Source organism: Bifidobacterium sp. ESL0769 (assembly GCF_029395495.1).
Taxonomy (GTDB): Bacteria; Actinomycetota; Actinomycetes; order Actinomycetales; family Bifidobacteriaceae; genus Bifidobacterium.
The window spans coordinates 2,214,975-2,240,586 of record NZ_CP113918.1 but is presented as its reverse complement, the minus strand read 5'-3'; the positions used below and the strand labels follow the sequence as shown (position 1 = coordinate 2,240,586).

14 protein-coding genes are annotated in these 25,612 nt (G+C 53.2%); 1 reads left to right on the top strand and 13 read right to left on the bottom strand.

The features are described from left to right. Nucleotides 1–19 precede the first annotated feature (19 nt). The 7 genes from pgl to OZX72_RS08710 form a co-directional block, all read right to left on the bottom strand. Nucleotides 20–838, bottom strand: a complete 819-nt coding sequence (gene pgl / locus OZX72_RS08740) for a 6-phosphogluconolactonase (RefSeq protein ID WP_277158303.1) — start codon at nucleotides 836–838, stop codon at nucleotides 20–22. A gap of 99 nt (nucleotides 839–937) precedes the next feature. Beyond that, nucleotides 938–1,912 (bottom strand): glucose-6-phosphate dehydrogenase assembly protein OpcA, encoded by a 975-nt coding sequence (locus OZX72_RS08735; protein ID WP_277158302.1) that lies wholly within the window; start codon nucleotides 1,910–1,912, stop codon nucleotides 938–940. After that, complete coding sequence (gene zwf / locus OZX72_RS08730; protein WP_277158301.1) at nucleotides 1,909–3,447, bottom strand: glucose-6-phosphate dehydrogenase; 1,539 nt, start codon at nucleotides 3,445–3,447, stop codon at nucleotides 1,909–1,911. Before zwf ends, OZX72_RS08735 begins: the two co-directional genes overlap by 4 nt. A 229-nt stretch (nucleotides 3,448–3,676) precedes the next feature. Next, nucleotides 3,677–8,470: a hypothetical protein gene (locus OZX72_RS08725; protein WP_277158300.1), complete on the bottom strand. Its 4,794-nt coding sequence runs from the start codon at nucleotides 8,468–8,470 to the stop codon at nucleotides 3,677–3,679. 319 nt (nucleotides 8,471–8,789) lie between these two features. After that, nucleotides 8,790–9,116: a hypothetical protein gene (locus tag OZX72_RS08720; RefSeq protein ID WP_277158299.1), complete on the bottom strand. Its 327-nt coding sequence runs from the start codon at nucleotides 9,114–9,116 to the stop codon at nucleotides 8,790–8,792. A 52-nt stretch (nucleotides 9,117–9,168) separates the two neighbouring features. Further along, on the bottom strand, nucleotides 9,169–9,387 hold the full coding sequence (locus OZX72_RS08715) for a hypothetical protein (RefSeq protein ID WP_277158298.1): 219 nt from the start codon (nucleotides 9,385–9,387) through the stop codon (nucleotides 9,169–9,171). Nucleotides 9,388–9,676: 289 nt separating this feature from the next. Then, complete coding sequence (locus tag OZX72_RS08710; RefSeq protein WP_277159425.1) at nucleotides 9,677–10,066, bottom strand: substrate-binding domain-containing protein; 390 nt, start codon at nucleotides 10,064–10,066, stop codon at nucleotides 9,677–9,679. A 44-nt stretch (nucleotides 10,067–10,110) separates the two neighbouring features. Here OZX72_RS08710 and OZX72_RS08705 point away from each other — a divergent pair, with 44 nt between their 5' ends. Then, nucleotides 10,111–10,569 (top strand): GH32 C-terminal domain-containing protein, encoded by a 459-nt coding sequence (locus tag OZX72_RS08705; RefSeq protein ID WP_277158297.1) that lies wholly within the window; start codon nucleotides 10,111–10,113, stop codon nucleotides 10,567–10,569. Between the two features lie 297 nt (nucleotides 10,570–10,866). On the opposite strand, the gene OZX72_RS08700 is transcribed toward OZX72_RS08705, so the two are convergent. The 6 genes from OZX72_RS08700 to OZX72_RS08675 all read right to left on the bottom strand — a co-directional run bounded on the left by OZX72_RS08700 (nucleotide 10,867) and on the right by OZX72_RS08675 (nucleotide 25,443). Further along, a complete protein-coding gene (locus tag OZX72_RS08700; RefSeq protein ID WP_277158296.1) occupies nucleotides 10,867–16,413 on the bottom strand; it encodes an InlB B-repeat-containing protein in 5,547 nt (1,848 codons plus the stop codon). A 232-nt stretch (nucleotides 16,414–16,645) separates the two neighbouring features. Continuing rightward, the gene (locus OZX72_RS08695; protein WP_277158295.1) at nucleotides 16,646–18,388 is read right to left on the bottom strand and encodes an InlB B-repeat-containing protein; all 1,743 of its coding nucleotides are present in this window, start codon (nucleotides 18,386–18,388) and stop codon (nucleotides 16,646–16,648) included. Between the two features lie 406 nt (nucleotides 18,389–18,794). Further along, nucleotides 18,795–19,859 (bottom strand): 2,3-butanediol dehydrogenase, encoded by a 1,065-nt coding sequence (locus OZX72_RS08690; protein ID WP_277158294.1) that lies wholly within the window; start codon nucleotides 19,857–19,859, stop codon nucleotides 18,795–18,797. Nucleotides 19,860–20,230: 371 nt separating this feature from the next. Next, nucleotides 20,231–20,782, bottom strand: coding sequence for a hypothetical protein (locus tag OZX72_RS08685; protein WP_277158293.1), 552 nt, complete (start codon nucleotides 20,780–20,782; stop codon nucleotides 20,231–20,233). A 518-nt stretch (nucleotides 20,783–21,300) separates the two neighbouring features. Further along, nucleotides 21,301–22,368: a 2,3-butanediol dehydrogenase gene (locus OZX72_RS08680; protein WP_277158292.1), complete on the bottom strand. Its 1,068-nt coding sequence runs from the start codon at nucleotides 22,366–22,368 to the stop codon at nucleotides 21,301–21,303. Between the two features lie 213 nt (nucleotides 22,369–22,581). Continuing rightward, nucleotides 22,582–25,443: a BspA family leucine-rich repeat surface protein gene (locus OZX72_RS08675; protein WP_277158291.1), complete on the bottom strand. Its 2,862-nt coding sequence runs from the start codon at nucleotides 25,441–25,443 to the stop codon at nucleotides 22,582–22,584. Between the last annotated feature and the right edge of the window lie 169 nt (nucleotides 25,444–25,612).

Below are 25,612 nucleotides of genomic sequence, written 5' to 3'. Positions count from 1 at the left end.
GATGTTTTTGTTGGTGTTTTTACAACTTTGCCACCGCATCGGGCGTTGTGAACCACACAAACTCCTCGGTTCCGGTGGCGAAGCTGGAAGGGTAGTTTGGGTTGTTGGCCTGCGCGAAGACGTGGGCGGTGGCGTCGGCCTTGCCTGCTCCGCACGTGAGCATCCAGGTGCGACGGGTGCGGGCGAGCATCGGCGCAGTCATCGAGATGCGCAGCGGCGGCATCTTGGGGGAGTGCGAGACACCGACGGCCAAGCGTGCCGGGTCGGTTACCTTGATTCCGTCATGGCCCGGGAAAAGCGAGGCGAAGTGGCCGTCAGGGCCCATGCCAAGAATCAGCAGATCCATTGTGGGCTTATCGCCGAGTTCGTTCCTGAGATTGTTTTCGTAATCAGCGGCGGCTTTGGCGAGCAGTTCGTCGTTTTCGGTATCGCTGGCGGCGGCAACTTGCTCGGGTGTGCGGGTGTCCGCAGCCATCTCGTGGATGTTGCTTTTCGGCAGACGTCCGTCAGCGACAAGCTTGTTGAGGAAGCGTTCGCGAGCCTGCCACGAGCTGCGGTCCTCGTCGGTGGCGGCCACGAAGCGGTCATCACCCCACCAGAAATGAACACGATTCCAGTCGATGGCATCGACCAGCGGGTTTGAAGCCATGTAAGTCAGCGCCCGCAGGATATCGGATCCACCGGTCAGTGCCACGTCGTAACGGTTACGAACCGGTTTCGCGGCAGTGTCGCTGTCGCATTCGCTCAGCCCGTCCAGAATCGCAAGCAACGTGCGTTGAGCGGCCGCTTGAGCCACAGTTTCCGGGTCCTTATATACTTCCAATTTTCGATTGACCATAGTTTCTTCTCTCTATCGCGTACAAGTCGGTAGAAAGGTTTTTCGGAATGGCTATTTTCCGCCAATCCTAAAAAGCTATCTACCGACTTGTATATCGTCTCAGTCTTGAATCATATCCCAACCCGTGCGAATCACGTCGGCGTAGACCTCGTCCGGATCGATACGGCGTAATTCCTCGCTCAAGCAGTCCTCAAGCGAACGCAACGGCATGGCGACACGCTGCGGTGCCTGCCCGGGCTGGCTGATGACTGCTTCCCGCGAATCCGGTCGTTCCAGCGCAATCACTCCGTTAGAACGTTTGAGATAGACGCCGGTAATCGCTTCGGCACCGGTGACATAGCCGAGCTCGACTGGCACGTTGAGTTTCAACGCAAGCCATGCGGCAAGCAGCTTTAGCGGCAGATAATCGGGCTGGCCGCTGACCTTGACAGACTCAATCGGCAGATGCGGCGGCTGGTCGATGGCGGTGGCCAGCATCGCGCGCCATGTGGTCAGGCGCGTCCACGAGAAGTCGATGTCCTTCGGCTCCCAGTTGGCACGAAGCTTGGCAAAAGTCGCATCCGGGTCTTTGGAACGAAGCGCATCTGTAATACGACTTCCGGCCATCGCTCCAAGCGGGTCGCGGGAGGGGTTTGCCGGCGGATTGGTCGGCCACCATGTCACAACTGGCGCGTCCGGCACGAGCAGCGGCATGACCAACGTATCGGTGTGCTGGCAAAGTCCGCCGCGCGGACGCAGGATGATGACTTCGCCTGCACCGGCGTCGGCACCGAAGCGAACCTGGGCGTCAAGATCGGTCTCGACATCGCCGGAATCGGTGACATAGCAATCCGGTTCCTTGTCCACGTCGCAGAAGGGCAGTTCCTTGCTGTTCGGCACAATCGCAATGACGCGGCACGGGTGCTCACGGCCTGCGGAATTGGCGATTTTCAGCGCGTTCTCAAGCTCTTGTTCATCGGTCGAGATGATGAGCGTAAGCACACGGTCGTTGCCGGCCTCGCCGCGCTCCTGGTGCAGCTCGTCGATTTTGCGCGCGATGGCGCTGGTCTCGGTATCGGGCATTTTGATAATCATGGCATCCTCCAATGGCGTCCGTCGCGCTCAAGCATTTCGTCGGCTTCCTTCGGTCCCCAAGTGCCGGCGCGGTAGGGTTGCGGCTGGCCGAGTGTGGCCCAATATTCCTCGATTGGGTCGAGGATTTGCCAGCTCAGATCGACCTCTTTGGTGGTCGGGAAGAGCGGCGGGTCACCGAGCAAGACGTCCAGAATTAAGCGTTCATAAGCTTCGGGTGAGTTTTCGGTGAAGCTCTGGCCATAGCTGAAGTCCATCGACACATCGCGGACCTCCATGGCGGTGGCTCCCGGCACCTTCGCGCCGAAGCGCATGGTGACGCCCTCGTTGGGCTGCACGCGGATGACGATGGCGTTGTTGCCGAGCTCGCGAACGGCGGTCTGCTCGAAGGGCAGGTGCGGGGCGCGTTTGAAGACCACGGCGATTTCCGTGACGCGCTTGCCCAGGCGCTTGCCGGTGCGCAGGTAGAACGGGACCCCGGCCCAGCGGCGTGTGTCGACGTCAAGCGTGATGGCGGCGTAGGTCTCGGTGGTGCTGGACTTGTCGATGCCCTTTTCGTCGAGGTAGCCGCAGACTTCTTCAGAGCCCTGCCAACCGGCGGCATACTGGCCGCGGGCGGTGTAGGCACCAAGATCCTTCGGCAGACGGACGGCGGAAAGTACCTTCGTCTTTTCGGCGGTGAGGTCGGAGGCGGCGAAGCTCACCGGTTCCTCCATCGCGGTCAGTGCCATCAGCTGCAGCAAATGGTTCTGTATTACGTCTCGGGCAGCGCCGATGCCGTCGTAGTATCCGGCGCGGCCGCCGATGCCAATGTCCTCGGCCATGGTGATCTGCACGTGGTCGACGTAATTGGAGTTCCAGATTGGCTCGAACATGGAGTTGGCGAAACGCAGTGCCAGCATGTTCTGCACGGTTTCCTTGCCGAGGTAGTGGTCGATGCGGAAGACCGAACTCGGATCGAAGACCTCGGAGACAACGCGGTCGAGTTCTTTCGCGCTTTCGAGGTCATGACCGAACGGCTTCTCGATAATCACGCGGCGCCATGCGTCGTCGTTGGACTTGGCCAGTCCGGAATCGGCCAGTTGCTTCGAAACGATGGGGAAGGCGCTCGGTGGAACGGACATGTAGAACGCGTGGTTACCGCGGGTGCCGCGGTCGCGATCGAGTTCTTTGACCGTTTGGCTCAGGCGCTCGAAAGCTGCCTTGTCATCGAATGTGCCCTGCACAAAGCGCATGCCTTTGGCGAGGTTGGCCCAGGTCGATTCGCGGAACGGCGTGCGGCAATGAGCCTTCACGTTTTCTTTGACGAAGTTGGCGAATTCCTCATTGCTCCACGGGCGGCGTCCGAAGCCGATGAGCCCGAAGCTTGGCGGCAACAGGCCGCGGTTGGCCAAATCGTAAATGGCCGGCTGTAGTTTCTTCTTCGCCAAATCGCCGGTGATGCCGAAAATCACCAGACTGCAGGGCCCGGCAATGCGCGGCAGTCGCAAGTCTCGCGGATCGCGCAGAGGGTTCACCCAATTGTTAAGTTCACTCATATCGCCCAGTGTAGTGCCCAGCCCGGTATCAGTAAGCGTAAAACCAGTACTATGCCCGTCTTTGTCGTGCGAATCACAATTGGGGGATACAATATTGATTTATCATTTCGGCAAATTGCAGAAAACCGCAACAGCTGAAGTAGGATACATATGGATTTTTAAACTTTAACTGTTGCAATGGCGTATCGGTTATTATGTTCATGTTAGAGTCTCTGATTATATTTTCCGATTAATGGTTTCGTTTCGAATATGCTTCGAGCTCATTACGGATTTCGGGGATTTCTGATTCGAAGCTGTTATCCTTTTGGAGTTCGAACAGTAAAGAATCTATCTGTTTGAAAAGCTCATCCGATAGCGGTGCATTCAGTGACATTGCTTTTTTAAGGATATCCTTCACTGCAGAATCCCACTCTTGATAATCGGGGTCGCAAAGGTCTTGAAGATAGACTGACGCATTTTCGAAAGAGGGGGCAAAAATTCCATTAATTGCGAGTTCTCTGATAAACGGATGCCTTCTGTATTTGATAACGGTGGAATCTATTTGTTCTCTTTCAAAAAGCTCTTCTAGTTTATTCAGGAATGATTTCAAGCCATCTTGGCCCAGAAGAAATTCTCTATTGTTTTTCGGGGTCTCTCCAGTCAAGCCTTGCAGTTGATGACAATTTTTAAATAAGAGCTGAACGGTTGATGCGGCATATCTTTTGAGATATGTTTTCTGATAGATATCAACTAGAAGTATAGAGACAAAATCGTCATAGCTAGAAGCATTAGAACTATTAGTATTACCGTTTTTTGATGGTTGGTCGATTGGACAGCATTTGTTGTCATCAATAAATCGTGCATAATCGTCGATATGACTTATGATGCCGTGATAGACACCACTGTTTGGATATTTCTGCTCAAAGGAGTAAAGATTGTTGAGAGAATAGTTATCAGCATATTTATTCGCATTACGGATGTCGAAATGTTTAAATATCTCGTTAATATTAGCTTTGTTTATAGTGTAAGTTCCATGTTGCGAGATAATTGGTACTAGATGGAAACCGGAATAAAAATGTGGTCGGTGTTCTTCGAATAGATTTATTAGCGCATTATAGGTCGGTGAATTATCTTCAAAAAGAGCTTGGCAAATTTTCCAGTTTTCTTCTAGACAACCTAAAAACCGGAAAACGCTGTCGTCGGTTACATCTGTTGGATTAGTGTTCAACACGGCACTTTCAATAAAATTAATTAGTGGTTGTGTGATTAATTCTCCCGAATGATCTGTTATGAAGTCTAATGCACGGGAGGAGTTTCTTGTGAATTCGTCAAATACTCTTATTTTAAGAGGCTGCGTTATAGAATTACTGTAAGCAAGAGCGTGAAGAAGAAAATATTCCCCATTTTTTTCGTATTTCTTGTCCACTGTTTGCATGAGAGTTGCAATTTCAGATCGACTGGTTTCGTAATGTTCAAGTAAATAACGAAGGAGGCTGACATTAAAAGCTGATATATCGTTGTAATGTATTCCGTTCCTTTGTTGAAGTATTTCAATATCAGAATCGGTGAATTCAGTATCGCTTTTATTCGACAGAAAAGAGCCATGGCGGTTATTGAGTCGTTTGATGGATTCAATATAGCCTTGAACATTTTTCGGTAGAGGAGCAGGCGTTATAGCGCGTAATTCACCCGGTAAGTTTTTGACGATTTTCTTTAAAAGCTCATCTTCGACGGATTTTGATGATTTTGTAGACTTATCCGAAATCTGCTTCAGGTATTGACTATATAGTCGTTGCAGGATGAGCTCGATTTTATCTGCGTCGGGTTTCGCAGATAAATCTTTTTGCTGTATCGCATGTCGGCACATGATGTAGAGAATGATGATCTGCTCGGCGGCATTTTCTGAAGTAAGCATGAATATCTGATCTGTGTAGATATTGATGTTGGTAAAAGTGAATTTAAACAGATTGTCCTTTGGCTCGTCTGGAATGGCAGAGAATATTCCATCTTCGTTTTTTTGTTTTTGTAGATAGGGAAATGCCATTTTTGCCAAAAATCGAGAGAGGCTGAGTTTGAGGGTACTATCTTCAGGATCCAGAGTATTTTCATCGGGCATAGTTGTGGAAGAATTCAATTTGCTGATTAAAGAGCTGAGATCTGAAATCAGTTGTGTATCAGCAGCTTTATGGCTGAAAATTCTGTCGAGCGTAGCCGAGTCGCTTCGATAGTGAGCGGTGTTCTGGTACAAATCAGCCAAAATCCGAATAAGAATACCGTCGTCTGAAGGAATTAGCGATTCGATATCATTGTCTAGCATGTATGCATAATCCGGAAGGTTTTTCATTACTGTTTTATAGATGGAACATCCGTTATTATCGGTCGGATATTTTTCAAGTAACAATAGATTGTTCAATGAAAGATTAGTGCAATCGATGGTTTCATTTTGCTTCTCGCCAAGTTTTTGAAGTGCGAAAATTAGGGCAGGACGTGTTACGAAGAAAAATCCGTTTAAGGCAAAATATTGCTGTATGTTTTTCGGTATTCTATCTTTTTCGAAATCGTTATCTACGTATCCTTGACGATGAATAAATTCGGTCATATTGTTAACGAGAGTTATATCGGTGTTTTCATTATAAAATTGCAGAGCATCTGTCCAGTTATCTGAAACAAACAGTATCAATCCCCATGCTCGATTGCTGTATTTAATGGGCTCGTTATTTTCATTGATTACTTGTAGTGCCGCATTAATGAGTTGTAGTTTTTGGTAGAGGCTGTTGAAATCGCTGGTGATGAGTGTATCGAAAATATGAGGAGAAAACGTGGCGATTATTTCTGTTGCCGAAGTTTTATTTTCAAAACTAATTTGGTATGAATTACCGAAGAATTCGTTCAAAAATTCTCTACCGCTGATTTCGTATTGTATATCGGTGTTTTTCAGCATTGTTGTAGCCGATTTCCTATTATTTTTTATTTGCGAAGCATCGTTTCTTGTATCAGGCTTTAGCAAATATTGAAGGATAAAAATATTGAAGGTGCAGTCCTCGTCGTATTTCAGACTATCTTGCTCCTGTAAATCAGCAATAGCCTCATCGCTGAGTTCATAAGAGAAATCTGGTATTTGTGGTTGGAGCACATGGTGAACAAATAATGCTGGGTTGTCTCGTCGTGCTAATCCTATGGAATTGTTGTCCATCCATGCGTACAATATATAATCTTTATTGATATATCCCGAAGACAGCAGGTCTCTTGCGAGATTAGATCGTGAAGTGGCCTGATACGTCTTTGTAATAGCTTCCCACATAGGATTGGCTTTATCTTGTGGAGCCTTATCGGCATCCGCGGTTGAATCCATGATGGAAGTGAGTTCGATTAGTTCTTTGAAATCTGCTTTTTGGAGTTCTCTTATTCTTTGAGAGAGAGTGGTGATAATTCTTTGGATTCTCTTCGTGAGGTCTTCGTCTGTGTCTGAGATGTTGAACTCTTTGAAAAACTTTTTTTCTTCTTTCGAAACTTGGTTTTTCTGTGTAGCGCTTAATATCTCGTTGGCCTCATTTATGCCATTCCGGGTTTCTTTAATCGCCTCATTCCTGATTCGGTTAGCTTCGTCATATAGATAATCTAACTTGCTTTGTCTTTGAGGTATTTTTTCGAAATCTTCTGGATAAAAAGAATGATAAATAACCATCGCGAGGAGTAAGGATTCTTCGGTGGGTTCTCCATGTTCAGATTTTTGAGGGGAATAGGTTTCGCCGAAAATCTTATCAGAAAAAATAAGATATTCATAGGCAATTGTTTTGAGTTGGCGCATGTCGGTGAGATAACGGCTCACGGTGCTTGATATTTGTTTGGTTGCATCCCAAAGAGAGTAAGAAGGTGCAAGAGTTTTTACACTGAAAATATTTTTCAAATAATTTTGAGAATTGAATGATGAGATAAAAGGAAGGACAGGAATTCGAACGTCAAAGAATTTGCTTTCTGCGTTTCTGGTCTGGCCTGTTTCAGAAGATTGGGAAATTGGATTGGCAGTTGTAGCTTCGCTGAAGAGGCTATCTCTGACGCAGTAGATGAACCGAATCGATCTTTGATTTTTGTTGATTTTGGGAGCGTTGTTTAATACTGAGTTTAGTTCTCGTAGATTATTGAAAATTTCTGAATCATTAAATCTATCAAGATCTTCAAAAACGATTATGTCAGTTTGAGGATTGGTTTCAAAGAAGTAAATAATTTCGTCAAGGTATCTATCGAAATAAGATTCATCGGAATTGTTAATAGCTATTGAATTCGGTTCATTCCCTAGGTGGATGCTTGAAAGAGATGGGGTTTTCTTTGAGTGACGCATTATATACATCGTGATAATACCGGTAATAATAAGAAGCGCTAAGAAGAAGAGGATACGAACCCAAAGGTCTCCCGGCATGCCTCTATGCGCAAATATCAGATGTATCGTAGAAGTTGAAAGAAGAATCAATGCGACGATGATAACAGTAATTATTGTAGTGACGGCGAGTGTTAGGTTTGGTATTTTGTGAAGTTGAGAATACCTCGAACGTGGGCCGTTGTCATTGCTGTAGACGAGTTGTTTGACGATTGAATGTTGAATCAGTTGATTTGTTGATTCTTGCCGAGGCTTCTTAATATGCCTATATTCTAAATCGTCATTTTCCTGCGAAAATTGGAATGGCTCTGTAGAATAACGCGTTTTTGAAGAGGGTTCAGCGAGATTTGTTTGTTCTGGAGCTATAAGCGGGGCAAGTGTTGATAAAGAAACTATTTTGACCTGGGGGCCACAGCCGGTTGCTTCGCATAGTTTTTGCAGACCTTGGATTATGCTGCTTTTCCCAGTAGCGTAGGCCCCTGAGAGAGCAATATTATGGTTTTCCCGATCTTGCAGCGCGTCAAGTAATTTACTGAGATATTCCCAATGGCTTTTATGGTCATAATGAGGTCTGAGATTCTCAGAGTCGTTTGAAGAAGACTCGTTAAAGTGTTTCTCTAAATATTTCTTTTGTGCTTCTCGTAAATGTTTACTATCAAGTTCGGTCATTGAAGCTTCTTCCGCGATTTTGTAATAATTTTAGATTAATGCCTATATACGGTCGTAGATTTGTTTTGACGACTATTTGATATACTTGATGCTAGGCCTGCCTTCGAGGAGGTATGGAAGTGGAAGCCGGATGTTCCTGAGTTTCTTGGGACCCGGCTTCTGCGCTGTCTACGCGTTTGTGGTTGTAGGCCAAAAGTGTTGTTCATAATTCGGCGTTTGTTCTGAAGTGGTTACTCTGTTGTGAACTATCAGGCAATATTATGGCTAACAGCCCCTATGCTCTCTTGGTTTCGTCTTGCCGCAGAGACCTCCGCAAAAGCTACGCCATCTTGGGACGAATATCGGGGTGACGCTCGCTGAGATACGCTTTCATAACCATACGTACGAGTGCCGAAGCGTTGAGTCCTTCGGCTTTCGCACTGTCTTTGAGCCATTGTTTCATCGGTGCGGTCACCAGGATCCGCAGGGGTTCCTTGGCCGGCTGCGGTTGTTCTGCAAGCGGGCGGCCCCTGAAGATATCCATTATTTCGTCATCATTGAGCGCTTTGCTGTTGTCGCTGCGGGGGCGTTGTGTTCCGGCAATTGGGCTGAGCCGGCCGTCAATCGCCATCGCGTCGAGTTCTTCGTCTGTATATTTCTTGCTCATCGTAAAGTTCTTTCTGTTTTTGTTGAAGTCTGATGTGGGAAATTCTGCTATATCAAAGGAGATGGAGCCATCTGCTGGTCACGGGCATCGCGTGGAACACATGCATGTTTTTATCGGGTTGCATTTCGACACCAATCTCAACGGCATCGTGTTTAAGCGCTCCTTGATGACGTGGCCCGACGATCATGACAGTAGGTGTCGTGCCGTTTCCCTGCATGAGTTCGGAATTCCAGTTGTGTCTGATGGCATATTCTATTTCTTCGTCGGTCAAGCCATGTTTATGTGCGGAGTTACCTATGTCAAGTACCATAAGCATAGCCTTCTTTCTTGGTATTAAAATACTACCATAAAAAGCGACTATAAATCGTGTATTGCGAAATCACGTGAATCCTACCTCTTCGATATCCTTATAGCTAAGCCTGCCTTCGAGGAGGTATGGAAGTGGAGGCCGGATGTACCTGAGTTTCTTGGGACCCGGCTTCTGCGCTGTCTACGCAGATATGGGCTTCGGCTAACTCACATTAATTACTTTTCATGTGGTTTTCAGCCGTATTCCGCCTTCACCCCCGCAGCGACTCGATGCTGCGCTCCGGCAGGAACGAGACGGGCAGCTTGTAGTGGGCGCCGGAAACGGAGAAGTCGCCGTCGATCTCGCGGATGAGCACGTCGACGGCCTTGCGGGCCATGCCCGCTATCGGCTGCGCCACGGTCGGCAGGTCTGGCACGAACCTTCGCACGGTGTCCGAACCGTCGTAGCCCACGATGTCGATGTCGAGATGCCGGTGTGTGCACATGGCCTTGGCCAGCAAAGCGGTCATGTTGTCCGCGACGAAAAGTCCGTCCAAATCGGCCCCTTGGTCGAGGGCGGCGGCCAGGTCCTTGATTTTCGTTTCGTACGGCTCGTCCCAGTCGATGGGGAAAACCTGTGGCGCGCAGCCCCTTTCTTCCATCACGTCGCTATAGCCCAGGCGCCGCTCGTAGCTGTATGGTGCGGATGACCCCGATTAAAGAGCTCGAGTCGCTTCGTGGGCCGGTCATCGCGGATGTCGCTGCGCCGCTGAGCAATGACCAGGTGCTTGCGGCTCCGAAGGAAAACCGCTGCGAGGTGCTCTTCTCCGCCGACGTTCCCGCTGACGGGAACGGCGAGATCGGTGTCTCCTTGGACATCGGCACCGACCACGACGTTTCGTTCACTTATGACGCGGCTCTGGGCCGCCTCACTCTGGACCGCGGTGGCGAGGACGGCGTTCGCGCCTACGATTGTGGCAAGCTGGAGAAGCTCGACCTGCATATCTACATCGACCGGTCTTCGCTCGAGGTCTTCGTCAATGACGGATTGGCGACGTTCACGAGCCGCATGTATCCGGCGACTGCGGCCACGATCAAGGCTGTCGCCCCGGCATCGGGCCTCAATGGCAAGGTTCGCGTGTATGCACTGAACGCGATGCGCTGATAGGCTGCGCGCCTGAAGCTCCGGAATGTCGCATGGCGCGACGCCGGAAGTTTCGATGAAGGGGAATCGCAGCCTCTGATAGGGGAGCGGGGATGACTGGTTATCGGTCATCCCCGCTTTTGCGTTGCGGGATTCTTGGAATCCGACTTTTGCGTAGTAATCAGCCTGCGAACGGCAATTAATATGGGGGTTGGTCTTTTCCGGGAACATGACGCGAATCGGCGGCAGCGTTGTTGGGATGTGCGCTGCCGCCGATGGCTTCTTTTTATTTGTTATTACCTCTTATTTACTCACTCTTTATTTGCCTTCCCAGTGCGAGGCTTCGGAATCGCGCGTCGAATCGCTGTGGCGTTTGATTAGGTATCCGATCACCGCGGCGAGCGCTATGACTGTCAGCAGGATGATCCACCAGAGGCTGGAGAGGCTGTGCGTGCTTTTGGCCGGGTTGGCGGCCGATTGTTCGGCCGAGCACTTGGGCAGGCCTTCGTAGTCGGAGTCCTTCCAGCCTGCGCTTTCGCCTTGGGTGTCGCCTTGCGCTTCAAGCCAGTTGGCCTTGTCGCCGACTTTGGCCTTGGCCTTGGCTTCGAGCCTGCGGGCCACGTCGTCGGGTATGCACTTCGGGCGCAGTCGCGGCTTGCGAGCCGTGTCGGTGGAGGTGTCGCTGCCAGACGGCTTCTGCGATGTGGTGGCGTTTCCGCTATTGCCGTTTTGGGTGCCGGATGGGTTCGAAGACCCATTGGTTGTGCTGTTGGCATTGCCGTTGTTAGTGCCAATACCGAGGCCGTTGCTAGCCCCGCCTATCAGGACGGGTCGGGCAGCAAGGCTGGGCTGGGCGATTGCGACCGGGCCATTGCCGGAAGAGGTTCCGGAGTTGCCGTTCGAAGACGTGCTGCCGTTGCTTCCTGTGCCAGGCTTTGACGGGGTTCCGGAGTTGCCGGATTCTCCTGGGCTGCTTGGGGTGCCAGAATTGTCGGGATTGCTGGGGTTGGCAGGCTGGCCAGGATTATTCGGCGTGCCGGGAGTTCCCGGATTGCCAGGATTACTTGGCTGGTCAGGGTTACCGGGCTTGTTGGGATTTCCGGGGTTATCCGGTTTGCCCGGTTGATCGGGATTGTCTGGATTGTCGGGCTTACCCGGCTGATCAGGATTTCCGGGAACCTTGTTCGGTTCCCACAGCGCTCGCAACGTGAGGTCGTGGGTTACAGCGGTTTCAAGCTGATAGTCGATCCAGTTGCCATGGCCGTCGTCAATCTGCCATCCCTTCAACGTATAGCCTTCGCGCGTGGTTGTTGGGACCTTGCCGGTCAAATTGTCGCCGTCGTTGACGGTCACAGGGTCGATGGCGCTGCCGCCGTTGGTGTCGAAAGTGACCTTGTGGGTCACGGGCGTCGGCGCCTCGCTTTTCACCCACTTGGCATGCAGAGTGATGTCGTGTGTGACGGGCGTGGTCAGCGTGTCGTAGTCGACAAGCTTGCCTTGCCCGTTGTCAATCTGCCAGTTCAGGAAGGTGTATCCCGGGCGGGTCGGAGGCGTAACCGTGCCGATGGTATCGTCATAGTTCACCTTCTTCGGCGGGATGGTGGTGGCGCCATCTCCGGTGTCGAAGGTCACGGTATGTACGTCCGGAATCCATACGGCAACTAGCCTGATGTCGTGCGTGACGGGAGTGGCAAGGTCATAATCAACAAGCGTGCCATGGCCGTCTTTGTCGAGCTTCCATCCGCTGAGCGTATAGCCGATACGGGTCACCTTGGGTGCCCTGTCGGTCAGTGTCCCGTTTTCGGGAACGCTGGTTTCCGTGATGGAAACAGGCGAGGCGTCGAAAGTCACCTTATAATTGATAGGCATCCAGTCAGCAATCAGCGTGATATCTCCGGTCACCGGCGTGGTAAGCGTGTCGTAATCGACCAGGTTGGAGCCGTGACGTATCTGCCAGCCGTGGAAACGGTAGCCGGGTCGTGTCGGCTTGTTGATTTCGCCTATCGTGTCGCCGTCGCCGACGGTAATGGGATTGAATTTGGTCGCGCCGTCACCAGTATCGAAGCTGACCGTATGGGTGATGTGCTTCCACTTGGCATAGAGGGTAAAGTCGGAAAGCACCTCGGTGCTGAAGTCGTAGTCGCTGAGCTTGCCGTTGGCATCCTTGAGTTGCCAGGAAATGAAATCGTAATGCTGCAGTGTCGGGTTGGGCGGAGCGATGAAACTGTCGCCGTCGGCAACCTGTATCGGATTTACGTGGGAGCCGCCTTCGCCGGTATCGAATGAGACCGTTCGCATGATTCGTTCCCATTGCGCGTAGATGGTGATGTCCTCGGTCACCGGGGTGGAGAAATCATAAACGACCAGATCGTGGGTGTCGTTATAGTATTTCCATCCGGTAAAATTCCAGTGTTTCCGAGTAGGGTCGCCGGGTCTGGTGACGAGGCCTTGATCTTTGACCTTGACGGTTTCGCTTTTGCCGGCCTCTGCATCGATTATGAACGTGACGGTATGTGTCAGAGGCTGCCACTTGGCAACGAGTGTAATGTCATCGCTCACTCCGGCGCCCATGTTGTAATCGGTCAGGACCCCGTCGCGTTCTACTTGCCAGCAGACGAAGGTATAGCCGGGGCGCGTAGGATTCTCCACATTGCCGATAGTGTCGCCTTCGGCTACGTTTTTCGAGGCGATGGGGGTGCCGCCCTCACCGGTGTCGAATCTGACGGTGTGGAAAGCGCGGATCCATTTGGCAAAGAGGGTGGTATCTTGCTGGAAATGTGCCGTCCTCAAGTTGATGCCCTGCAGCCTTCCGTTGTTTTTGGTCTGCCACCCACCGAAGGTGTAGCCAGGATATGACGGAGGTATGGGGGAGACGGCTTGACCGCCGCATTTGATCTCCTGGGCAGGAACGGTGACTTGTGCGTCACCGGTATTGAAGAGGATGGTGCATGTGTATGTGGGCTGGTCCGGAATCTTTATCCATGTGGCCTTCAGTGTGATGTCCTTGGTGACGGGGGCGCTCATGTCATAGTCGACCCATTGGCCGTCCTGTTGGATTTGCCACTTGTCGAACACGTATCCGTCATTGCGGCTTGGCGACTCGTCGTAGATTCGGTCACCATCAAAGACTTTGCGCGAATACGGGGTAGTGCCTTCGTAGCCTAAGTTGAATGTCACGGTATGTTGAGTCGCGAGCAGTCGTGAGACGGTGCCGGAGTAAGTCGCCCAGGAATTGTAGATGCCGTAGACTTGCGTGTCCTTGAACTGAAGGGATACCCGTTTGACACCATTGAGATTATTGAATGTGGCACGGCCTGTGTTCTGGTCGTAGGTCGCCCCTTTGGTCGGATTGGTGGAAGTGACTTTGGCGAAGCTCCCGTCAGAAAGTTTTACGCCGTCGAGCGTGGTCGATGCGGGCGATTGTTGTGTGGGCAGCTCGATGGTTTGCCACATGAGCTTGAGCACTTGCAGATTGTCGACGAAGCCAACGAGCGGCGTGAGGTCGCTGATGTGGTTCTTGTTGAGGTTGAGCATTCCGCGTTGGATGGAGGAGGTTGTCGGATCCGTCATGCCAGAGGCGATGCCGGGGTGGCCGACAAGCGGCGTGAGGTCGCTGATGTCGTTGCCCTGCAGGTCGAGTCCGATGATGAATGGCATGGATTTGATAGGCGTGAGGTCGCTGATCTGGTTATCTTCCAAATCGACGCAGGGAAGATTGACGAGCTTGGCCAGCGGGCTGAAATCGGTGATGTGGTTGGAGTCGAGTTTTAACGCCGAACTGCCGATATCATCGAAGCCGTCATTGAAAGCGGTGCTGCCGAGCTTGGTGAGGCTTTCCAGTGGTTTCAGATCGCTGATGTTGTTGTTGCTCAGGTTGAGGCTGGTCAGTCCGGTCAATGAAGAGAGCGGCGTGAGGTCGCTGATGTTGTTGTGGCTTAGATCGATGTCGACGTTTCGCCAGCTTTTTTGCCGGTGTTCGAGCTTGTGGAGGTTTGACAGGCCGGCAAGATTGTCGATTTTGTTGTAGGTGAGGTTGACGTCGTTCAGCTCTGTCAGATTGGTCAGCGGCGTGGTGTCGGTGATGACATTATATTGCATGTAAAGTGTTTGCAGGCTGGTGAGTGCGGATAATCCGGATATGTCGCTGATGCGGTTGTGGTCCAAAATGAGCCGGTTGAGGGAGGTGAGCCCGTTCGGCTTTGTGGTGATGGCCCTTATGTCGTTCTGGCTCAGCATAAGTGTCTGGAGGGATGTCAGTCCATCCAGTTTTGTGCCAATGGTTTTTATGGCGTTGCTCTGCAAGTCAAGCTGGGTAAGGGTGCTCAGCCCTGCCAATCCTTCTATGTCGCTGATGCGGTTTTCGTCCAGCCGAAGGTTGATGATGGATTTGAGCCCCGCCAATGGTTTCAGGTCGCTGATTTCATTGCCGCTGGCGTTGAGGTCGGTGAGCATGCTGAACTCGGAAAGTGGTTTCAGGTCGCTGATTTCATTGCCGCTGATTTCCAATTGCCTCAGATGAGGTGCTAGGTCTTTGAGGCCGTCAAGTGTGACGGTACCGGTGGAATTCAGCTTCAGATAGCCCAACCCGTGGATTTCGCTGAGTGGTTTGATGTTGTTGTTGATCGGGTTGTTCGACAGATCGAGGATGAGGAGTCTGTCTAGGCTCGCAAGAGGTGTGATGTCCGAGATGTTGTTGTTTTCCAGCTCTAGCTCGTTGAGTGAGGTAAGCCGTTTCAACGGTGTGAGACTGCGGATGTTGTTGGTGATTCTCGAGGAACTGCCTGAGGCGAAGAGCGTGTTGAGTGATGTGAGGTTCTGGATGCCGTTGAGGTCGGAGATTGCGTTGTCTGAGATGTTGAGCCTGGTCAGCTTGGTGAGTTTTCGCAGCGGCGTCAGGTCTTGGATTTGGTTTGTTGGTGTGTCGTAATAGCTCCTGCTTGAGCCCTCGAGAAGGAGTATGTTGAGTGATGTGAGGTTCTCAATACCGCTGAGATCGGTGATTCGATTGTCGCTGAGGGTAAGGGTGGTCAGGTTTGTCAGGTTCTTCAGCGGTTTCAGGTCAGAGATGCGGTTGTTCGACAGAATGATTGAGTTGAGCTTTGTCAGCCCTGACAGCGGCGTGAGGTCGCTGACTGTGCCGGAATCGAGGGTGATCTCGGTGAGGTTGGTGAGATATTGTGCGCCCTCGAGGCTGCTGACGGCATTGTGCGTGCGTGGCACCAATGATGTGATGCCGTCTGCCATGGCCTGCGTGAAGGTGGAGGCTGGGAGTGGATGCCAACTCACTGCTTGAATGATTACATTTGCAAAAGCCTTGTCCGGGAAACATTGTGCGATGGTGCTTTTGCCGATTTCGCAATTGGGCTGGGTGGACGGTGTGGCTGGCGCCGATTGGGCAGGATCGGATTGATTGCTAGGGGCCGTTCGCTGCGTATTGGCTTGGGTGTTCGGGCTGTCGGCCTGGCTATTCGAATTGCCGGTTTGATGGCCTGGTATCGAGCTTGTGGCTTTAGCGCCGTCTGCACTTTGTTTGTGTGGAGCCTGACTTTGCGACGGTTGCGTGGTTTGCGTGCGCGCGCCCACTGGCGACGGAATTGCGGCTACCTGTGACGGTGCCGCGTCCAACTTTGGTGTTTGTGGTTCCAGCTTTTCTGAAGGCGCCGGGGGAGTCGTCGGCTGTGCTGACGGATGGGAAGTCGCTTGCGCTGCGATTGCTTGGTTCGCTCCGGGAGGCTGGCCCGTGCCCAATTGGGCCGTCTGGGCCGAAGCGCTTGGTATGAGCATGGACATGCCTGTGATTGCCGCTATACCTGCAACGATTACCTTACGAGCATTCTTGCGAATCGTCTGTTTTGCCGTACCCATAGTTTCCCTCACATCGTTCTCTCTGTAAACCAATGCAAATTTGCGACAGCAATGCCACAAATTAATACAATATGATTAAGAATATCGTAATGTATTTACAAAGTGTGATGTAGGTTATATTTCGCAACTCGTGATGACGTTATATACGAAACGCCCCCGTCAGTGGCTCGTGCTTTTCAGGTTTGGAAAGCGTGGCTGCTGACGGGGGCGTTTCGTTGGGTTTGCGGTTACTTTATGCGTTGTGCTTCTTGCTGCGAACCACGATGGTGATTGCGGCACCTGCAAGCAGGAGGACTGCCGCTGCGACGGCGATGGGGATTACGACGCTGCCGGTTTCGGCCAGCTGTCCTGCGCCCTTCTTGCCATTGTTGGCGTTGGCGCCATTACCGTTGGCGCCGTTGGCACCCGGGGTGCTCCATTTGGCGTGCAAGGTGATGTTGCCGGTGATCGGGGTTGAGGGGTTGAAGTCAACGAGATGACCATGGCCGTCATCGATCTGCCAGCCGTCGAAGTGCTGACCGGGCTTGGTGGGCTTCTTGCTGTTGTCGATGGTGTTGCCTGAAGTCACGGTCTGGTCCGGAAGGGTGCTGCCGCCGCCGGTGTCGAAGTGCACGGTGTTCTGATGTGCCTTCCACTTGGCGTGCAGGACGGTGTCGCCGGTGATTGAGGTATTGAAGTCGAAGTCGGCGTGGTTGCCGCTGCCGTCAATCGTCTCCCAGCCTTCGAAATCGTAACCCGGACGGGTCGGCGAGGTGGGCTTCGTGGCGTGGCTGTTGTAGGTCAGACCACTCTGATCCGGCACTGCGCTGCCACCGTTGGAATCGAAGTGCACCGTATAGTGGTTGACCTTCCACTTGGCGTAGAGGGTCTTGTTGCCGGTGATGGCCGTGTTGTCCAGGTCAAAAGCGTTGTTGCCGGCGGCATCCGAGGTCCAACCTTCGAACGTGTATCCGGGGCGGGTCGGCATCGGATTGGGTTCGGTGGCCTTGTTGCCGTCCACGACTTCTTCCCTCGACTGGTTGTATTGAATGCCGGAGCTGGTGAAGGAGCCGCCGTTGGCGTCAAACGTTACGTCCCAGTTCTCGGTGTCCTTGAGCTGGGTGCTGGAACCGGTATAGATGAAGCTCCTGCCGTTGAGGGTGATCTCATGGTCGAAGAGCAGGGAAATTCTCGGGGTGTGAACGGTCAGACCGGTCCAGGTGACTTGGCCAGTGCTGCTGTTGTACGTATGACCGGTAGTCGGCTCATAATCATGGGGCTCGATCCAGTTCCCCGCGGGGTCTTTGGCAACGGTCAGGGTTCCTGTGGTGGCGTTCTTGGGCAGGGCGGGAGTTACGTCAAACTGCTCGTTGTGTGCCTCGAAATCCGTGATGTTGGTCAGGCCGGCCAGCGGGGTGAGGTCGCTGATATGGTTTTGGTCCACGATGAGTGTAGTGAGCGCCGTGTGGCCACTCAGCGGCGCCAACGAAGTGACGGAGTTATGGCGCAGACTCAGATACGTCAGGTTGGTCAGGCCGGCCAGCGGGGTGAGGTCGCGGTTCAGATTGTCGTCGATATTCAGCGAGGTCAATTGGGTCATGCCTGCCAATGGGGCGAGCGAATCGATGTTGTTGCCAGTCACGTCCAGATCCGTCAGGTGAGGCAGATTCTGAATTCCTTCAAGACTGTCGATTTTGGTCGAAATGTTATACTGCGAGTTGTGGGTCAGGCTGGTGATGGCGTTCTGATCGGCTGTGGTGAAGGTGGCGGTAGTGCTCTTGCCGACTTTCAGTGCCACGGTGCTCGCGAGGTTCGGGTCCGGGAAGCAGCTTGCGATGCTGCTGGTGCCTGGTGTGCAGGTGCGCGGCTCGATGGCTTGTGCGCTCGATGGTGCCAGCATTGCCAAGGCCGCTAGACCTGCTGCGGCCAAAGTCAGCAGGCTGCGCCTGCCTGAAGCTGCTTGAGAGTGCCGTAATGATGATATATGCTTGTTCACTGCTCTCCTCTTCTCGTTTCGGGGCGTTTACACAGCACGCTGGTAAGCGTAAAGTATTGTTTTAAATGCGTGCGCAACATATAGTATAACACAGATGGATAATAATTATCATCTTGAAATACAAATTTGCTGAATTAATTCTTTCAAAAGAGTAATTTTTATCTTTTGTTGAAAATTTACGACGAATAAGCAAGAATGTATAATCCTGTTTTCCATGCCGATTCTCTGCCGTAGTACCGGTATCTGGGTGTGGAAGCGTGGTGAGAAGAAGGGGGAAATTGGCCGCGATAAAAATGAGGTTTGCGGTCGCGTGGCAGATAACGAAAAGGTCGATAGATGCGAAACCAAGAACGGCTTTTCTGCCGATTCCGGTTTTTGTATCTATCGACCTTTTGCTGGATGAGGTTTAGAGACCCGGCTCGATCATGATCTTGACCTGCTCCTTGTCGCTCGCCAGAGCCTTGACGCCCTCGATGGCGTCGTCGAGGCCGACGCGCTTGGTGATGACCGGCTTGAACTGATCCTGATGGGCGTTGATGATGCCGATCACGGTCGGGAAGCTGTTCTCATAGGCCAGGGTGGTGGTGATGTCGATGCCCTGCATGATCACGTCGTCGGTGAAGTTGACGGTCAGCGGCTTGGAAAGCGCGACGAGCTGCAGCTTGCCGGTACGCTTGGTGACGCTCAGAGCGGTGTCGAAGGTGGCCTGCACGCCGGCGCACTCGAAGGCGATGTCGACGCCATTCGGGCACTTCTTCTGAATTTCGGCCTTGACATCCTGCTTGGCGGGGTTGAGCACGTCGGTGAAGCCGAGCTCGCGGGCCTTGGCCAGACGGACTTCGGCGACATCGGAGATGTAGACCTCGTTCGCGCCGGCGATGCGGGCGAGCACTGCGGCCAGCAGGCCGATCGGGCCGGCGCCCATGATGGCGACGGTGTTGCCTTCGCGCAGGCCGGAGCGCTTGATGGCTTCATAAACCACGGAAACGGGCTCGCACAGCGCGCCAAGCTCATAGTCCATACCTTCGGGGAGCTTGTGGGCGAAGACGTCGTCGATGTTGGCATATTCCGCCATGCCGCCGTCGTCGGAGAAGCCGAGGAAGTTGCCGGCGCCGTCATCGGCCTGGACCTTGTAGCAGAAGTTGTAGTTGCCTTCGCGGCAGGCCGGGCACTTGCCGCATGCGAACAGCGGCTCGACGGCGACCGGATCGCCTATCTTGAGATCGGTGACCGCGCTGCCGACCTTGACGACCTCACCGGAGAACTCGTGGCCGAAGGTCACGGGGACCATCTTGCCAGTCAGCGGGTGCGGATGGGTGGGCAGACCCCAGCCGGAAGTGTAGGCGTGGAGGTCGGAACCGCAGATGCCGCAGGCCTTCACCTTGATTTGTACTTGATCCGGCTTCGGTTCGTCGATGGCAATGTCTTCGACGCGAACGTCCCCTTGACCGTAAATGCGAACAGCTTTCATCGTTGATTCCTTTCGTAGGTTTCAGAGCCTCTGTGCTCTCTGCTCAGTATATAAAACGTTTGCCTAAGATATAAACGTACAGATACACAAAAATTGTCGTATTTAATGACAAAAGTTAGATTTTGCAACGATGATTTATGGCCGAAAGTGTTGCTATTCAGCCGTTTTGGGATTTTTTGTTTTGCTTTTTCGAACAGCAGTTCACCAAACGTGATTGTTGTCACATTGTGTAATTTACGACGTTTATTGCGTAACGTACGACGTTTGACGAATATACAGAATCGCCCCGGCGATTGGCTTGCGCTTTTACGTGGTCGAAGCCGTGTGAAGCGTTGCTGTTGCCGGGGCGTTCTGTTGAGTTGTGGCTGTTTTTATTCCCTGTGCTTCCTGGCGCGTACGACGATGGTGATCGCAACTCCTGCAACCAGGAGGACCGCCGCCACCGCGATGATGGGGATCACGACGCTGCCGGTGGCCGCGAGCTGCTGCTTGGGGGCGGCTTGTGGCTTCGGCTCGGGCTTGGATGGGGCCTTCGGGGCCGGAGAAGACAATCTTGGTGACGCTGTTGACACAGGGGAAGGGTCGGAACGTGGGTTCGTCGAGAGTACCACCTCCAGCCCCTGCGGTGACGGTGAGTTCGCAGTCGCTGGAGAGTGTTCCGGTGACGTTCGTGCCCACGGACTGGGTGGTGGGGTGTAGCTGCTTTGCGGGCCGGGAGTCAGTTTCTGGGCGGAGGGTTGCGGGCTTCGCCTGGCCGGGTTGGTCGACTCTGTTTTCGTGGCCTGTTTCGTGGCGTCTTTGGTGGAGGCTTTGCCGGTGGCCGGATCGCCTTTTCGGCCCGGCGCTTGCGTGCTGGCCTGGCTGGCGTCCTGCTGGCTTGGCGTGGTCTCGCCGGCGATGGCGCCGACGGTCGGGACGAGCATCGCGATGCCCGCTATGGCTGCGGCCGTCGCGACGGTGAACCGGTGCGTCCTGGGTTTTCCCTCGGTGTGCTTTCCGCTCTCTTCTGTCTGTTCTGGTATCGGTATTACAACGTTGGATTCGATAACGACCGAAAAAACATCTAATATCGTTTGATATTAGTTAACACAACGTATAAAAGTGACCTGTATAACGTTTTAAGGAGGGCGGCAGACTGTAAAATGTTTCACCTTGAGGGTCAGCGGTAAATATTCAAAAACGACTGTTCGTAATAATTTATTGGCCGATATTTAAGGGATATGAAGAAGCGATGGAAGGTCAGCTGAATTAAAGAGCGTATCGAAGCAACCAACGCAAAGGCGGATGGCGATACCGGGGAATTGAACGGCTCTGGTGCAAAGTCGTGAATTTCGTTAGGCGCGCGTCGGATAACAAAAAGATCGGTAGATACGAAATCAAGAATGGCTATTTTCTGCCGATTCCGGTTTTGTATCTACCGACCTTTTGGCCGGATGAAGGTTTAGAGCTCCGGGGAGATCATCACCTTGACCTGGCTCTTGTCGGTGGCCAGACCCTTGATGCCCTCGACGGCATCATCGAGGCCGACCTTCTTGGTGATGACCGGCTTGAACTGGTCCTGATGGGCGTTGATGATGCCGAGCACAGTGTCGAAGCTGTTCTGATAGCACAGCGTCGTGTAGATGTCGATGCCCTGCATGATCACGTCGTCGGTGAAGTTGACGGAGACGGACTTGCCGAACAGCGCGACGATCTGGATCTTGCCGGTGCGACGCGTGACCTTGAGCGCGGTGTCGAACGTGGCCTGCACGCCGGCGCACTCGAAAGTGACGTCCACGCCATTGGGGTAGTCGGCGCGGATGACTGCGTTGACGTCCTGCTTAGTGGGGTTGAGTACGTCGGTGAAGCCGAGCTCGCGGGCCTTGGCCAGACGCACTTCGGAGACGTCGGAGATGTAGACGCGGTTCGCGCCGGCGATGCGGGCGAGCAGGGCGGTGGTCAGGCCGATCGGGCCGGCACCCATCACCGCGACGGTCTGGCCTTCGCGCAGATCGCACTTTTTGAGGCCTTCGTAGGAGACGGAGACCGGCTCGCACAGTGCGCCGAGATCGTAATCCATGCCTTCGGGCAGCTTGTGGGCGAAGACGTCATCGATGTTGGCATACTCGGCCATGCCGCCGTCTTCCGAGAAGCCTAGGAAGTTGCCGGCGCCGTCTTCGGCCACCACGTTGTCGCAGAAGTTGTAATTGCCGGCGCGGCAGTTGGCGCACTTGCCGCAGGCGAGCAGCGGCTCGACGGCGATGCCGTCTCCTACCTTGAGATCGGTCACGGCGCTGCCGACTTTGACGACCTCGCCGGAGAACTCATGGCCCAAGGTGATTGGTACGGTCTTGCCGGTCAGCGGATGCGGCTGCGTGGGCAGACCCCAGCCTTCCGAATAGGCGTGAAGGTCGGAGCCGCAGATGCCGCAGAACTTTACCTTGATTTGCACCTGATCCGGCTTCGGGTCGGCAATGGCGACATCTTCGACGCGCACATCATTTTGACCGTAAATGCGAACAGCTTTCATTGTCTACTCCTTTGTCTTTGCGAAGGCTTTGTTGCCTTCGTCACACTTTTATTATACAAAATATGACAATTGGTATAGCCGGTATTACGTTAGCGTTAACATGTCTTTCGTTGTAAGGGATTGTGACATTGATTTCGCGTATTGAATGGATAAACGAGAAGCCCGAACCGGGTTTCTCCGATACGGGCTTCAGTGTGTCAGCTTGCTATTGGTCTACCGTTCGGTTTGCGCGGCGCGGTGACGGACGACGTCGAATTCATTGCGGCGGCTGAGGGCATAGAACACGAACAAGGTTATCAACAGGAGCAGCAGGAAGATCCAGAGCGGAGCTTGTCGTGTCGTGTCCGGAGCGAAGGATGCAGCCTGTTCGTCGGAATTGCACCGGTAAGTCACAGGATGGATGTCGCCGGTGTGCCATGCTATCGTGGCGCACTTCGGGTTGGTCTTCTTGGGGGCTGCAGGGCGCTGGGACGGAGTGCTGTTGGTGTCTCGGCCAGCTTGGTTTGCAGCGGCTCCGGGGTTCGCGGCGGCGGTGAGGGCACCGACGATGGGTGCTGCGACCGGCGAGGTGGCTGAGAAGGTGACCGGGGATGCGGAATTCGGAATCACAGGCGCGATTTCGGTGGCAACGCCTCGGCCCGGTGCGGTTGCTGCTGTGCTGTTGTGATTCTGCGTGGAGGATGACGACGTGGACGGCTTTGAAGGTTTGGGCTCGTTGACTTTCCAGGTCGCGTAGAGCGTGATGTTGCCGTGGGACAGGTCGATCTGGTCTCCGGGCTGATATGTGGTGCCGGTGCCATTGGACTTCCTGGCCCAGTTTTTGAACGTGCAGCCGGCTTCAGGACAGCCGTTGATGGTGAACGGATTGTCGGGGATCGTGCTGGTCCCGTCGAGGGCGACAAGGCTGGCAATGGGATCTGCGAGCTTGTCACCGTCGTAGTCACGGACGGGTACATCGGTGCCCTTGGCCACTTCGGAGTACTGGATGATAGGCGTATTGTTGGTGACGCTGGTGCCGTGCGGCAGCGTGGTGGCCGGCTCGAGTGTGAGCTTGTTGGGGTTGGCGATACGCACGTAGGTGCCCACCCTTGTGGTGTCCGGGCTGTTTGTCCGGGTTTCCAAGCTGGCCGGCGTGTAATGGGCAACGCCAGCCTTGTTGACGTGGGCCGAGTCTGTGCCGGGCACCTCGAGCTGCACCCAATTCGCCACTGGCAGCTCGGCGGTGGACGCGAGCTTTGTGTCTTTTCCGATTTCAAGTTGCTTCAGCTCGTCGCAGCCGCTTAATATGTCGCTCATATCGGTGACCGCACTGGTGTTGAACTTGCCGCCAAGGTCCAGATGGGTGAGGCTGGAGCAATCCTTGAACATGTTTGCCATGCCGGGGACGTGGTTGGTGTCGAAGCCGCTGAGGTCGAGGTCGGTCAGCTTGGCGTCTCCGGCGAACATGCCTTCCATATCGTAAGTAATGATGGGGCTTGTTATCTCATAATCTTCATCAAAGTTATCGAGCGGAAGTTGGGTCTTAACGGGACTATCCCCGTTGACCATGCTGGTGTTGAATCCGCTGAGGTCGAGGTCGGTCAGGTTGGTGTCTCCGGCGAACATTTCCTCCATGCTCAGAGCGCTACTGGTGTTGAACTTGCCACCAAGGTCCAGATGGGTGAGGCTGGAGCAGTCTTTAAACATCATTGCCATGTTGGGGTCGTGGCTGGTTTCGAAATGGTCGCCGAGGTTGAGGTCGGTCAGGTTGGTGTCTCCGGCGAACATCTCGGCCGTGCCGTAATGATTGGGCACGTTGAACCAGCTGTAGGTGCCGAGTTGGCCGATTTCGAATTTGCTGCCGAGGTCGAGGCTGGTCAGGCTGGAGCAGTCTTTGAACATCGCCCAGGTGCCAAAATAATCGTCTATGCCCGAAGTGTCGAAATGGTCGCCAAGATTCAGGTTGGTCAGGCTTTTGCAGCCGTCGAACATCCCGTACACGGCTTGGGCGTTACTGGTGTTGAAATGGTCTCCGAGGTTGAGGCTGGTCAGGCTGGAGCAGTTGCGGAACATGTTGAACATCTGCGAGACCCAGGTGGTATAGAACATGCTACCGAGATTCAGGCTTTCCAGCTTGCGGCAGTTGGAGAACATTTCCGCCATGCCGGTGCACCAACTGGTGTTGAATTTGTTGCCGAGATTGAGGCTTTTCAGCTCATAACAGTTTTTGAACATGACGTCCATCTGCATAACCCGTTGGGTGTTGAATTTGTTGCCTAGGTCGAGGCTTTTCAACTTTTTGCAGTCGTAAAACATGCCCGACATGCTATTGGATCTGTTGATGCCGACGTTGCCGGTGTCGAATTTGCTGCCGAGGTCGAGGTTTGGCAGCACGAGTAATTCTCTGAACATGTAATCCATGTTGGTGACGTTGCCGGTGTCGAATTTGCTGCCAAGGTTGAGGTTGGTCAGCTTGGTGCATTGGTAGAACATGTTGCTCATGTCGGTGACACCGCTGGTATCGGCGAAATCGCTGAGGTCGAGGCTCTCTAGGATGGGTAGATGGGAAAACAGATTGCTGCAGTTCGCGGGAAGCATCGTGGTGTTGGGGCCGATGAAAGCGATTTTGGTGACGGTGGTATCTAGACCCGGGAAAGCGCGGAACAGCCTGCTGTCTAGGGTGCCGCCGCCGTTGCCTGCGCTGATGTTGAGCTGGCAGCCGCCGACGATGTTGGTCAGTTGCCCGGTGACGTTGGGTCCTAGGCTTCTGACGGTGGTGTCGCAGAGATCTTGTGCCGAGGGCAGTTGCGGTGTTCGCGCGGCGGAGTGGGTCGCCTGCGATTGGGGCGTGGCCGGCTTTGGCGCAGAAGACGTGGGGGACTTGCTGCCGTCATTCGAGGTGGCGGATGTGGTCGGCGTCTGAGGCTGGGCCGAGTTTTCTGGCTTTGTGTCCGGCGTTGATGGCGTGGTAAGTATCTGGCTTTGAGTGTTTTCTGGGTGCGAGCGCTGAATGTCGTCAGCGTTGGAGAGTGTCGGAATGGATAACATGGCTGCGGCGGCCAAGATTGCGATGGTTGCCTTCAACGGTGTACGCATGACTTTTCTCCCCTGTTGTTAAGTTGTTCAGTCGGCTGGTGACGTTCCCCTCGCCACCAACCGGTTTTTTATTATATTAATTTTCATTGTAATGTATTAATGCAATACAGGAAAGGTTGTTCCCGCTGGGGAAAATGAACGGGGCATCTTGCGATGAAATGCCTGAAAA

Bases quoted from the DNA above. Each gene is read 5' to 3' on its own strand.
- pgl (WP_277158303.1), bottom strand. From the start codon at position 838: ATGGTCAATCGAAAATTGGAAGTATATAAGGACCCGGAAACTGTGGCT.
- OZX72_RS08735 (WP_277158302.1), bottom strand. From the start codon at position 1,912: ATGATTATCAAAATGCCCGATACCGAGACCAGCGCCATCGCGCGCAAA.
- zwf (WP_277158301.1), bottom strand. From the start codon at position 3,447: ATGAGTGAACTTAACAATTGGGTGAACCCTCTGCGCGATCCGCGAGAC.
- OZX72_RS08725 (WP_277158300.1), bottom strand. From the start codon at position 8,470: ATGACCGAACTTGATAGTAAACATTTACGAGAAGCACAAAAGAAATAT.
- OZX72_RS08720 (WP_277158299.1), bottom strand. From the start codon at position 9,116: ATGAGCAAGAAATATACAGACGAAGAACTCGACGCGATGGCGATTGAC.
- OZX72_RS08710 (WP_277159425.1), bottom strand. From the start codon at position 10,066: ATGGAAGAAAGGGGCTGCGCGCCACAGGTTTTCCCCATCGACTGGGAC.
- OZX72_RS08705 (WP_277158297.1), top strand. From the start codon at position 10,111: ATGACCCCGATTAAAGAGCTCGAGTCGCTTCGTGGGCCGGTCATCGCG.
- OZX72_RS08700 (WP_277158296.1), bottom strand. From the start codon at position 16,413: ATGGGTACGGCAAAACAGACGATTCGCAAGAATGCTCGTAAGGTAATC.
- OZX72_RS08690 (WP_277158294.1), bottom strand. From the start codon at position 19,859: ATGAAAGCTGTTCGCATTTACGGTCAAGGGGACGTTCGCGTCGAAGAC.
- OZX72_RS08685 (WP_277158293.1), bottom strand. From the start codon at position 20,782: ATGCTCGTCCCGACCGTCGGCGCCATCGCCGGCGAGACCACGCCAAGC.
- OZX72_RS08680 (WP_277158292.1), bottom strand. From the start codon at position 22,368: ATGAAAGCTGTTCGCATTTACGGTCAAAATGATGTGCGCGTCGAAGAT.
- OZX72_RS08675 (WP_277158291.1), bottom strand. From the start codon at position 25,443: ATGCGTACACCGTTGAAGGCAACCATCGCAATCTTGGCCGCCGCAGCC.